Source organism: Streptomyces sp. NPDC002602 (assembly GCF_042889445.1).
Classification (GTDB): domain Bacteria; phylum Actinomycetota; class Actinomycetes; order Streptomycetales; family Streptomycetaceae; genus Streptomyces.
On record NZ_JBIAQX010000002.1, the window covers coordinates 732,995 to 744,241 of the forward strand.

The window sequence follows — 11,247 nt, forward strand, 5'->3', positions numbered from 1 at the left end:
TGGCCATGGCCGGACTCTGCGCTTCCCGCACGGGTAGCGGAGTGGAACCCTTACTGATCGAATGCTTTTCGCCAAGTTGCCAAGTCGACATAGCGCTGCGTGCTGAACTTGTCACGCCGACACCACGGGACGCAGTAGATTCGATCATGTATTTACGGCGGGGGATCCACGTGCAAGGCCGAGGGGAAACGTGCAGGTGCGACCAGACCAAGGAGTCGCGACACCCAAGGGGGGCTTAGCGCCATGAGCCAGGATTCCACCGCCGTCGTCGCGGACGCGGGCCGGAAGCTCGCGGGGCGTCGCCGCAGAGAGATCGTCGCCGTGCTGCTGTTCAGCGGCGGCCCGATCTTCGAGAGTTCCATTCCACTCTCCGTGTTCGGCATCGACCGGCAGGACGCGGGAGTTCCACGCTATCGACTGCTCGTGTGCGCCGGTGAGGACGGTCCGCTGCGGACCACCGGCGGACTCGAACTGACCGCGCCGTACGGGTTGGAGGCGATCGCCCGGGCAGGCACGGTCGTCGTTCCGGCCTGGCGCTCCATCACTTCACCGCCGCCGCCGGAGGCGCTCGACGCACTGCGTCTGGCGCACGAGGAGGGTGCCCGCATCGTCGGACTGTGCACGGGGGCCTTCGTGCTCGCCGCCGCCGGTCTGCTCGACGGTCGGCCCGCGACGACGCACTGGATGTACGCGCCGACGCTGGCCAAGCGGTACCCGTCCGTCCACGTCGACCCGCGCGAGCTGTTCGTCGACGACGGCGACGTGCTGACGTCCGCGGGCACCGCGGCCGGAATCGACCTGTGCCTGCACATCGTGCGCACCGACCACGGCAGCGAGGCGGCCGGGGCTCTGGCCCGCCGACTCGTCGTACCGCCGCGCCGCACGGGTGGCCAGGAACGCTACCTCGACCGGTCACTTCCGGAAGAGATCGGCGCGGACCCGCTGGCCGAGGTCGTCGCCTGGGCGCTGGAACACCTCCACGAGCAGTTCGACGTGGAGACGCTGGCCGCCCGCGCCTACATGAGCAGGCGCACCTTCGACCGGCGGTTCCGTTCGCTCACCGGCAGCGCTCCGCTCCAGTGGCTGATCACCCAGCGGGTGCTCCAGGCACAGCGACTGCTGGAGACCTCCGACTACTCGGTCGACGAGGTCGCCGGGCGCTGCGGGTTCCGTTCGCCCGTCGCGCTGCGCGGTCACTTCCGCCGGCAGCTGGGTTCCTCCCCGGCCGCCTACCGGTCCGCGTACCGGGCACGCAGGCCGCAGGCCGACGTGTCGCAGGTGACGCAGATCTCGGAGGGCCCGCTCCCGCACCAGCGCACTCCGCAGCCCCAGCGGGCGGCGGCGGCCCTGGCCGCGGCCGGTCCGTCGGTGACGGAGCTGTACGCGCCGAACCGGGTGCTGCGCGAGCACGCGTAGCACCGTCCACCAGGACATCGAAGGCCCCTCTCGTCGGCCGTCCCCGACGAGAGGGGCCTTCGGGCGCGTACGGGCCCGGTCCGATCCGTCGAAGACCGCATAAGGTGGGCGCATGAACGATCGCATGGTGTGGATCGACTGCGAGATGACCGGGCTCTCGTTGACGGACGACGCACTTATCGAGGTGGCCGCACTGGTCACCGACTCGGAGCTCAACGTGCTCGGCGAAGGCGTGGACATCGTGATCCGCCCGCCGGACGCTTCCCTGGAGACCATGCCCGACGTGGTGCGCGAGATGCACACCTCGTCCGGCCTGCTCGACGAGCTGGCCGGCGGGACCACGCTCGCGGACGCCGAGGCGCAGGTCCTGGCGTACGTACGGGAACACGTCAAGGAGCCCCGCAAGGCTCCGCTCTGCGGGAACTCGGTCGGCACCGACCGCGGCTTCCTGCTGCGCGACATGGCCGCGCTGGAGAGCTACATGCACTACCGGATCGTGGACGTGTCCTCGGTCAAGGAGCTGGCCCGCCGCTGGTACCCGCGGGCGTACTTCAACAGCCCGCCGAAGAACGGGAACCACCGGGCGCTCGCGGACATCAAGGAGTCCATCGCCGAGCTGCGCTACTACCGCGAGGCGGTCTTCGTGCCGCAGCCCGGGCCCGACTCGGACACGGCCCGCACCATCGCCGCCAGGCACGTGGTGGGCGGCGCGTAGCACCTTCCGGAGGTGGGCGGCGGGGAAAGGGGGGAGCGAGCACCCTCCCGGACCCTGTACGCTTTTCTTCGGCCGGTCGGTTTTCCGACCGGACATGGTGGGTGTAGCTCAGTTGGTAGAGCACCTGGTTGTGGTCCAGGTGGCCGCGGGTTCAAGTCCCGTCACTCACCCTGTGGAAAGGCCCCGTCCCGCGCGAGCGGGCCGGGGCCTTTCGCGTGCTCAGGAGGATTCCCGGACCACCAGCTCCGTCGGCAGCACGACCGCCGTCTCCTGCGACTCGCCGGCGATCCGCTCCAGCAGGAGCCGCGCCATGGTGCGGCCCATCTCCTCGATCGGCTGGCGCACGCTGGTCAGCGGCGGGTCCATGTGGCGGGCCACCACCGAGTCGTCGAAGCCGACCAGTGCCACGTCCCCCGGAATGCCGCGGCCGGCGGCCCGCAGCTCGCGGCGGGCGCCCGCCGCCATCACGTCGGAGGCGGCGAACACGGCGTCGAGGTCGGGCCGGCGGTCCAGCAGCTCGCGCACGGCCCGGCCGCCGCCCTCCTCGGTGAAGTCCCCGACCGCGATCAGTGCCTCGTCGATCGGGTGCCCGGCGGCCCGGAGCGCCTGCCGGTAGCCGTCGAGGCGGCACTGTGCGCCGTACACGTCGAGGGGCCCGGTGACGGTGGCGATCGCGCGACGGCCCCGGCCGAGGAGGTGGCGTACGGCCTCGGCGGCTCCGGCGAGGTTGTCGGAGTCCACGCTGGGGAGCGTCTCGTCCGCCGAGCGACGTCCGCTGATCACCGCCGGGATGCCGAGTTCGGCGAGCAGCTCCGGCAGCGGGTCCCCGGCGTGCACGGAGACCAGCAGCACCCCGTCGACGCGGTGCCCGGACAGGTACTGGGCCAGTCGACGGCGTTCCCGCTCGCTGCCGGCGAGGGTGAGCACCAGTTGCACGTCGGTCTCGGCGAGGGTGGCGCCGACTCCGCGCACCACGTCGGAGAAGTACGGCTCGGCGAAGAAGCGGGCCTCGGGCTCGGGGATGACGAGGGCGATGGCGTCGGTGCGGTTCGCGGCGAGGGCCCGGGCGGCGCGGTTGGGGACGTAGCCGAGTTCGGCGACGGCGGCCTCGACGGCGACCCTGGTGTGCTCGCTGACCTTGGAGGATCCGTTGATCACCCGGGAGACCGTGCCGCGTCCGACCCCGGCCCGGACCGCGACCTCCTCCAGCGTCGGCCGTCCCCCGCTGCGCCCGTGCCCGTTCATGACTTCCTCCCGGCTGGTGAATCTACCCGTTGACTGCCTCTTGACGATGGTGGGAGCGCTCCCACACTGTGGCACACGACACCCGACACGTTCCATCCCCCCGGGAGGATCCTGATGCGAGCCCGAAGAAGACTTGTGACCGCGGTCGGTGCGATGGGCGCGACGGCGCTGCTCCTCGCGGGGTGCTCGCAGGACCCCGGTGAGGCCCCCGCCCAGGGCGGCTCGACCGGTGGCAAGGCGAAGACCACCCTCACGGTCGGGGTCTTCGGTGCCTTCGGGCTCCAGGAGGCGGGCCTGTACGACGAGTACATGGCGCAGAACCCGGGGGTCAGGATCGAGCAGACCTCCATCGAGCGCAACGAGAACTACTACCCGCAGCTCCTGACCCACCTGGGCACCGGCAGCGGACTCGCCGACATCCAGGCCGTGGAGGTCAACAACATCGCGGAGGTCACCGCGACCCAGGCGGACAAGCTGGTCGACCTCGCGAAGGCGCCCGGCGTCGACAAGGGCGCCTACCTGCCGTGGAAGTGGGCCCAGGGCACCGCGAAGAACGGGGCCACGGTCGCCCTCGGCACCGACATAGGCCCGCAGGGCGTCTGCTACCGCAAGGACCTCTTCGCGGCGGCCGGGCTGCCCACCGATCGGGCCGCGGTCGGCGCGCTGTGGGCGGGCGACTGGAACAAGTACCTGGAGACGGGCAAGGCGTACAAGGCGAAGGCGGGGACGGGCAAGGCCTTCGTGGACTCCGCGTCGGGCGTGATGGCGGCGGTGACGGGCAGCAGCGCGGAGCGGTTCTACGACGCACAGGGCAAGGTCGCGTACAAGACGAATCCCGCGGTGCGCGGCGCCTTCGACCTGGCGGCCTCCTTCGCCGTCGAGGGGTTGAGCGCGAAGCTCCAGCAGTTCACCCCGGCCTGGGACCAGGGCTTCTCCAACGGGAACTTCGCCACCGTCTCCTGCCCTGCCTGGATGCTCGGCTACATCCAGGACAAGGCCGGTCCGGCGGGCAAGGACAAGTGGGACGTGGCGCAGGCCCCGAAGCCCAGCAACTGGGGCGGTTCGTTCCTGGTGGTGCCGAAGGCGGGCAAGAAGGCCGAGGAGGCGGCGAAGCTGGCGGCCTGGCTGACGGCCCCGGCGCAGCAGGCGAAGCTGTTCGAGAAGCGCGGCAGCTTCCCGAGCGCGAGCGCCGCCTACAGCCTGCCGGCGGTGTCGGGCGCGAAGCACGCGTACTTCGGCGGCGCCCCGATCGGGGAGATCTTCGCGCGGGCCGCCGAGGGGGTGCCGGTGACGGTGATCGGCCCGAAGGACCTGGTCATCGCGCAGAACCTGGCGGACATCGGGATGCTCCAGGTCGACCAGAAGGGCCGCACTCCGCAGGAGGGCTGGGACGCCGCGGTGAAGGCGATCGACAACGCCCTGGAGCAGTGAGGTTCCGGTGACGGACGAGACGGCTGTTCTCGCCCCCTCCGCCGCCGGCGGTGACCGGCCGGCGGCGGAGGGGGGCGACCGGCGCCAGGTGTGGCGCTCCCGCCGCTACCGGTGGGACCTGCGCTGGAGTCCGTACGGCTTCGTGGCGCCCTTCTTCCTCTTCTTCGCGGCGTTCGGGCTGTTCCCGCTGCTCTACACGGGCTGGGCGGCGCTGCACCAGGTGGAGTTGACGGACCCGGACGCCATGACCTGGGTGGGGCTGCGGAACTTCACCCGGCTCTGGGACGACACGTTCTTCTGGAACGCGCTGCGCAACACCTTCACCATCGGGCTGTTGTCGACGGTGCCGCAGTTGGCGATCGCGCTGGGGCTGGCGCACCTGCTCAACTACAAGATGCGCGGCTCGGCCTTCTTCCGGGTCGCGGTGCTCACCCCGTACGCCACGTCGGTGGCCGCGGCCACGCTGGTCTTCGTACTGCTCTTCGGCCGGGACCACGGCATGGTCAACTGGTTTCTCTCCACGGTCGGTTTCGGGCCGGTGGACTGGCAGAACGGCCCGTTCGCCTCCCAGGTGGCGGTGTCCACGATCGTGGTGTGGCGGTGGACGGGCTACAACGCGCTGATCTACCTGGCGGCCATGCAGGCCGTCCCCGCCGACCTCTACGAGTCGGCGGAGTTGGACGGTGCCTCGCGGTGGCAGCAGTTCGTCCACGTCACCGTGCCCTCACTACGACCGACGATCTTCTTCACCTGTGTGGTGTCGACCATCGGGGCCACCCAACTCTTCGGCGAACCATTGCTGTTCAACGGCGGGGCGGGTGCCACGGGCGGCTCGGACCACCAGTTCCAGACGCTGGGGCTGTACCTGTACGAGCAGGGCTGGGTGAACCTGCACCTGGGGCGGGCCTCGGCCATCGCGTGGGCGATGTTCCTGATCCTGCTGCTGATCGCGGGCCTGGCCCGGCTGCTGCGAAGGGTGTCCCGATGAGATCGCTGCGCGCGGGGAAGCCGACGTACGTCGTCCTCGGGGTCTTCACCCTCGGATCCCTGTTCCCCCTGGTGTGGACGGCGATCGCGGCGTCCCGGAACAACACGCGGCTGGCGCAGACCCCGCCCCCGTTCTGGTTCGGCGGGAACCTGGGCCACAACCTGTCGGTCGCCTGGACCGACGCGAACATGGGCACCGCCCTGCTGAACACGGTGATCGTGGCGGGCACGATCACCACGGGCACCGTGCTCTTCTCCACCCTGGCCGGCTTCGCCTTCGCGAAACTGCGGTTCCGGGGGCGTCGGCCGCTGATGGCGCTGGTGGTCGCGACGATGCTGGTGCCGCCGCAGTTGAGCGTGGTCCCGCTGTACATGTTGATCGCCGAGCTGTCCTGGACGGACCGGCTCCAGGCGGTGGTGCTGCCGGCCCTGGTGGGTGCCTTCGGGGTGTTCTTCATGCGGCAGTACCTGGTGCACGCGCTGCCGTTCGAACTGGTGGAGGCGGCGCGGACCGACGGGGCGAGCTCGTGGCGCGTCGTGTGGCACGTGGTGTTCCCGGCGGCGCGTCCGGCGATGGCGGTGTTGGGGATGCTGACCTTCGTCATGGCCTGGAACGACTTCTTCTGGCCCATCGTCGCGCTGACGCAGAACGGCAGCCCGACGGTGCAGGTGGCCCTGACGGGTCTGGGCCGGGGGTACATCCCCGACCAGTCCGTGATCATGGCGGGTGCGCTGCTGGGCACGCTCCCGCTGCTGCTGGTGTTCCTCGTCTTCGGCCGCCAGATCGTCGGCGGCATCATGCAGGGAGCGGTGAAGGGTTGAGCGGGTTGATCGGGATGAGCGGGATGGGCGACATGCGGTTCCCCGACGGGTTCCTGTGGGGCGCGGCCACGGCCGCCTTCCAGATAGAGGGCGCGGCCGAGCTGCGCGGGCCGTCGATCTGGGACACCTTCTGTCGGACGCCGGGAAAGGTGCGCGGCGGCGACACGGGCGACGTGGCCGCCGATCACCACAGGTTGTGGCGCGAGGACGTCCGGCTGATGGCCGGGCTGGGGCTAAGGGCGTACCGGTTCTCGGTGTCCTGGCCCCGGGTGCTGTCCGGCGGGCTCGGCTTCTACGACGCGCTCGTCGACGAGCTGCTCGCGCACGGGATCGAGCCGTGCCCGACGCTGTACCACTGGGACCTGCCGCAGGAGTGGGAGGACGCGGGCGGCTGGCCGGAACGGGAGACCGCGTACGCCTTCGCCTCGTACGCGGAGACGGTCGCGAAGACCCTCGGGGACCGGGTGGGGCGCTGGACCACCCTCAACGAGCCTTGGTGCAGCGCGTTCCTCGGCTATGCCTCGGGGGTCCACGCTCCGGGGCGCACCTCGCCCGCCGACTCGCTGCGCGCCGCGCACCACCTCAACCTCGCGCACGGGTTGGCCGCGTCGGCGTTGACCTCGGTCCTGCCGTCCTCGGCGCGGGTCGGCATCGCCCTCAACCCGAGCGCGGTGCGTCCGCTGACCGACTCGGAGGCCGACCTGGACGCCGTGCGGCGAATCGACGCCCTCGCGAACCGGATCTTCACCGGGCCGCTGCTGCACGGCGCCTACCCCGACGACCTGCGGGTCGACACGGCCGCGCTGACCGACTGGTCCTTCGTCCGGCCGGGCGACGAGGCGCTGATCCACCAACCCCTGGGCTTCCTCGGGGTGAACTACTACACCCCGGCCGTGGTCTCGGCGGCCTCGGGCGGCCCGCGCGCCGACGGGCACGGCGACAGCGAGCACTCGCCGTGGCCCGGGTCGGAGTCCGTGGCCTTCCACCAGCCTCCGGGCGAGCGGACCGACATGAACTGGTCGATCGATCCGACCGGGCTGCGCGAGCTGTTGTCCCGGTTCGCCGGCGAGGCACCGGGCCTGCCGCTCCTCGTCACCGAGAACGGCGCCGCGTACGGCCCTGACCTGGACGATCCGCTGCGTATCGACTATCTGCGCGGGCACCTCTCGGCGATCCACGGTGCACTGGCCGACGGGGCGCCCGTGGAGGGCTACTTCCTCTGGTCGTTGATGGACAACTTCGAATGGAGCCACGGCTACGGCAAACGGTTCGGCATCGTCCACGTCGACTACGAGACCCAGGTCCGCACCCCGCGCTCCAGTGCCCTCTGGTACGCCGACCTGGCCCGGAGCGGCCTCTTGCGGTGACCGGTGCTCAGCCCCCGGCCGGGGGCCAGTTCTCCAGGGCGACGTGCAGCGCGTCGATGATCCGCTCCCAGGACGCGCCAACGTCCCGGGGGTGGCCGAAGCCGCCGGTGGCCTCCAGGCCGCTGTACCCGTGGAAGGTGCTCCGCAGCAGGCGAACGGCGTCGGTCAGGTCGGGTTCGGCCAGGCCGTAGGCGCGCAGCACCCCGTACGTGAGCTCGATGAAGCGGAGGTGGCCGGCGGACGCGGCGCCCCGCTCCGGGGGGAGTTGGATCTGGGTGGCCGCGTACCGGCCGGGGTGACTCAGGGCGAAGTCGCGGTAGGCGTCGGCGAAGGCGGCGAGTGCGTCCCGGCCCGAACGCCCGGCCACCGCCGCGCCGATCAGGTCCGCGATCTCGCCGGCCGCCAGCACGGCCACCCTGATCCGCAGGTCCTGGAGGTTGCGGACGTGGGAGTAGAGGCTGGCGTCCTTCACCCCGAAGTTCCGGGCGAGGGCCGACACGGTCACCTTGTCGAAGCCGACCTCGTCGGCCAGGTCAGCGGCCGCCCGGGTGACCCGCTCGGCCGTCAGACCCGCGCGCGGGGCCATGCGTTCACCTCCGCCCCCTGGTTCCCGGACCGTCCGGGGAATTCTCCGAATATACATACGCCTCCCCGGGAGCCCCCGCGACGCGGGCCCGGGCCGCGTCAGGCGGGCGCGGCGCCCCCGCCGCCCTTCGCGCGGAGCCCTGGACCGGCGGCTCTTCGGAAAACCTTCCCGGTCCGGTCTCCCGTGAGGGAACCAGGGCGCCCCCGGTATCGACCGCCCATCGTCGGCCCGTCCCGCGCCGCCCACTCCCGGAGCGTCGGATGTCGCACACCGGTCACCCCATGCCCGGTCACCCCATGCCCGGTCGGCCGGAGTTCCCCGCCCGGCTTCTCCCACCACACCCTCCACCACGTCCTCCACCGCTCCCCTGCCGAGCGTCGACCGGCGGCGAGGGTCGACGCGACAGACAACGACAGGACGAACGCCTTGATGACAGACACCGATACGACAGACACCGACACGACGGGCAGCGACATGGCGGGCACCTCCCCCTAGAATGAGCCCTGACACAGATTCTGCGTGACGCATTCCCTGCGTCACACAGTTAAATTTGAAGCACGGAGAAGCCGATGTCAACCGATTCCCCTCGTTCGGGTAAGGAATGGACCCGCGCGGAACTCCTCGCGCGGATCCTCATCGAGAGCGACCGGCACCACACCGACTACGCGCGCCTCCACCAGGCCATGGCCGACCACCTCGGCCTGCACCCCACCGACACGCAGTGCCTGCGCCTCCTCGCGAACGAGACGGAGCCGGTCAGCACCGGCCACATCGCCCGGCTCACCGGTCTGACCTCCGGGTCCGCCACGCGTCTGGTCGACCGGATGGTCAAAGCGGGCCTGGTCGAGCGGCACGCCGACCCGCACGACCGCCGCCGTTCCCTCGTCTCCCTGGCACCCGAGGCCCGCCGGCGGATCGGCGCCGCCTGGGAGGTCCCCGACCGGGCCTTCGGCACCGCGCTGCGGGACTACTCGGACGGCGAACTCGCCGTCATCGCCGACTACCTGCACCGCGCCGCCGAGGTGGGGCGCGTCGAGGCCGAGCGGCTCGACTCCGCCGACTGATGCCCGCCCGGCCGGCTCACGACCACGGCCGCCACCCGACCGCCCCATCGCCGGAACCCGGCAGCCGCCACCCGCGGTCCAGCCGCCCCGCCCGCCCTGCCCCGCCCGGCACCCGGCACCCGGCCGCCCACCGGAAGGTCCGCCCGTCCGCCCACCGGAAGGTCCGCCCTCCCACCTACCGGGCAGGTCCGGCCGTCGGACACGGGGTTCAAAGGCGGGGGTTCCGCCCGCTACCGTCCCGGATCGACGGGCACGACGCGCGCCGGAGAGACGGGCACGACGCGCGCCGCAGACACGGGAGGGGCGGCGTGCGGATGGAGGATGTCCGTGTCCCGATCCACAGCCACTCCGAGCGGTCTTCGCGGTGTGTTCGCCCTCGGTCGGCGGCGGCGCCCTTCCCGTCCGCTCCCGTCCGCGCGTTCCTGGACCGGTCGCCCGCCGCGCTCCGCCCCGTCGGCACGCTCATGCTCATGCTCATCAACACGTGCGACGGGATCGGGGCGGCCGGCGCCGTCGCCTCCGCCCTCTGGCCGGGTCAGGCCCTCGCCGACGGCGGGCAAACGCCCCGCCGGCAGGGGTGTGCGGGCTCCCGGGTCGGGGCCCCGAACGAAGTCGGGGCCGCCCCGGGCGCACCCGCCTCAGGCCGATCCGCCCGCCCCCACCTAGCCCGCGCCCACCTCGCCCGCGCCCACCTCGGCCGCCTCCACCCGGAAGTTGAAGTCCGCGTGCCCCAACGTGCCCATCAGGCGCAGCCACAGCGGCAGCAGCATCTCCGTGCCGCGGGCGGTCTCGATGCCGCCGAGGTCGAGGATGCGGGCATCCGGCCAGCCGAAGGAGTGGAGCAGTTCCCGCACGACCCGCTTCGCCTCCGGATCCTCCCCGGACAGGAACACCTGGTGGTCCCCGGGGACCCGCGCCGGGTCCACCATGATCCGGCAGTTCATCGTGTTGAGCGTCTTCACCACCCGGAGTCCGGGGAACGTCCGCTGGAGCATCTCCCCCAGGCTGTCGTCGTTGACCACGTCCAGTCGGGGCGGGAATCCCTCCGCGAAGTCCAGCGGGTTCGCGACGTCGATCAGGATCCGGCCGTCCAGGTCCGCCGCGCCCGCTTCCCGCAGCGCGGCGACGCTCGCCAGCCCGTTCGTGGCGTTGATCAGCGTCTCGCCTTCGCTCGCGGCCTGCGCGAAGGTCGCCACCGGGAGGCGACCGTCGGCGAACTCGGCGCGTTGGCGGGTGGCCTCGGGGACACGGGTTCCGATGACCACTTCGTGGCCCAGGTCGAGCAGGCGGCCGGCGATCGTGCGGCCGACCGTGCCCGTGCCCAGCACTGCGTAGCGCATGCTCACGTCCGATCCGGGTGCCGATGTCGTGCGGGGAAGAGGTCCGTGGCGGCCGGCGCCGCGAACCGTGCCGTGGGACCGTACCGACCCGCCGGCGCACGGGCCGCCAGGCGCGCCCCGCACCGCCCGCACACGGTCCCGACCGCCCCCGACCGGCCCAACACACCCCCGGCACCGGCACCCGACCCCCGCACCCGGCACCCGACTCCCGACGTCCGCACCCGATCGTCCGTCAGGCGCCCCGTCAGGCGCCCCATCAGTCGCCGTGTCAGTC

Annotated in this window: 10 protein-coding genes and 1 tRNA gene; 8 read left to right on the forward strand and 3 right to left on the reverse strand. The window is 71.8% G+C overall.

All coding sequences use genetic code 11. The features are described 5' to 3' along the window. Positions 1-243: 243 nt before the first annotated feature. From ACFYW3_RS08620 to ACFYW3_RS08630, 3 genes are all read left to right on the forward strand, one after another. A complete protein-coding gene (locus ACFYW3_RS08620) occupies positions 244-1,416 on the forward strand; it encodes a helix-turn-helix domain-containing protein (RefSeq protein WP_267799505.1) in 1,173 nt (390 codons plus the stop codon). 112 nt (positions 1,417-1,528) lie between these two features. Further along, positions 1,529-2,131 carry an oligoribonuclease gene (gene orn / locus ACFYW3_RS08625; RefSeq protein ID WP_053674688.1) on the forward strand — a complete coding sequence of 201 codons (603 nt, stop codon included), beginning with the start codon at positions 1,529-1,531 and terminating at the stop codon, positions 2,129-2,131. Positions 2,132-2,228: 97 nt separating this feature from the next. Continuing rightward, a tRNA-His gene (locus ACFYW3_RS08630) sits at positions 2,229-2,301 on the forward strand. A 49-nt stretch (positions 2,302-2,350) separates the two neighbouring features. Here ACFYW3_RS08630 and ACFYW3_RS08635 read toward each other — a convergent pair. Beyond that, positions 2,351-3,376 (reverse strand): LacI family DNA-binding transcriptional regulator, encoded by a 1,026-nt coding sequence (locus tag ACFYW3_RS08635; protein WP_351755585.1) that lies wholly within the window; start codon positions 3,374-3,376, stop codon positions 2,351-2,353. A gap of 114 nt (positions 3,377-3,490) precedes the next feature. Here ACFYW3_RS08635 and ACFYW3_RS08640 point away from each other — a divergent pair, with 114 nt between their 5' ends. The 4 genes from ACFYW3_RS08640 to ACFYW3_RS08655 are packed head-to-tail and all read left to right on the forward strand — an operon-like array spanning position 3,491 to position 7,983. Next, positions 3,491-4,807, forward strand: coding sequence for an ABC transporter substrate-binding protein (locus ACFYW3_RS08640; RefSeq protein ID WP_389385900.1), 1,317 nt, complete (start codon positions 3,491-3,493; stop codon positions 4,805-4,807). A gap of 7 nt (positions 4,808-4,814) precedes the next feature. Further along, on the forward strand, positions 4,815-5,795 hold the full coding sequence (locus ACFYW3_RS08645) for a carbohydrate ABC transporter permease (RefSeq protein ID WP_389385901.1): 981 nt from the start codon (positions 4,815-4,817) through the stop codon (positions 5,793-5,795). Then, positions 5,792-6,616, forward strand: a complete 825-nt coding sequence (locus ACFYW3_RS08650; protein ID WP_267799501.1) for a carbohydrate ABC transporter permease — start codon at positions 5,792-5,794, stop codon at positions 6,614-6,616. Before ACFYW3_RS08645 ends, ACFYW3_RS08650 begins: the two co-directional genes overlap by 4 nt. A gap of 23 nt (positions 6,617-6,639) precedes the next feature. Then, complete coding sequence (locus ACFYW3_RS08655; RefSeq protein WP_389385983.1) at positions 6,640-7,983, forward strand: GH1 family beta-glucosidase; 1,344 nt, start codon at positions 6,640-6,642, stop codon at positions 7,981-7,983. 7 nt (positions 7,984-7,990) lie between these two features. On the opposite strand, the gene ACFYW3_RS08660 is transcribed toward ACFYW3_RS08655, so the two are convergent. After that, positions 7,991-8,569: a WHG domain-containing protein gene (locus ACFYW3_RS08660; protein ID WP_351755591.1), complete on the reverse strand. Its 579-nt coding sequence runs from the start codon at positions 8,567-8,569 to the stop codon at positions 7,991-7,993. 569 nt (positions 8,570-9,138) lie between these two features. Between ACFYW3_RS08660 and ACFYW3_RS08665 the strand changes: the two genes are divergently transcribed. Further along, the gene (locus ACFYW3_RS08665; protein ID WP_351755593.1) at positions 9,139-9,633 is read left to right on the forward strand and encodes a MarR family transcriptional regulator; all 495 of its coding nucleotides are present in this window, start codon (positions 9,139-9,141) and stop codon (positions 9,631-9,633) included. A gap of 662 nt (positions 9,634-10,295) precedes the next feature. Here ACFYW3_RS08665 and ACFYW3_RS08670 read toward each other — a convergent pair. Beyond that, positions 10,296-10,973: an NAD(P)-binding domain-containing protein gene (locus ACFYW3_RS08670; RefSeq protein WP_351755596.1), complete on the reverse strand. Its 678-nt coding sequence runs from the start codon at positions 10,971-10,973 to the stop codon at positions 10,296-10,298. Positions 10,974-11,247 lie beyond the last annotated feature (274 nt).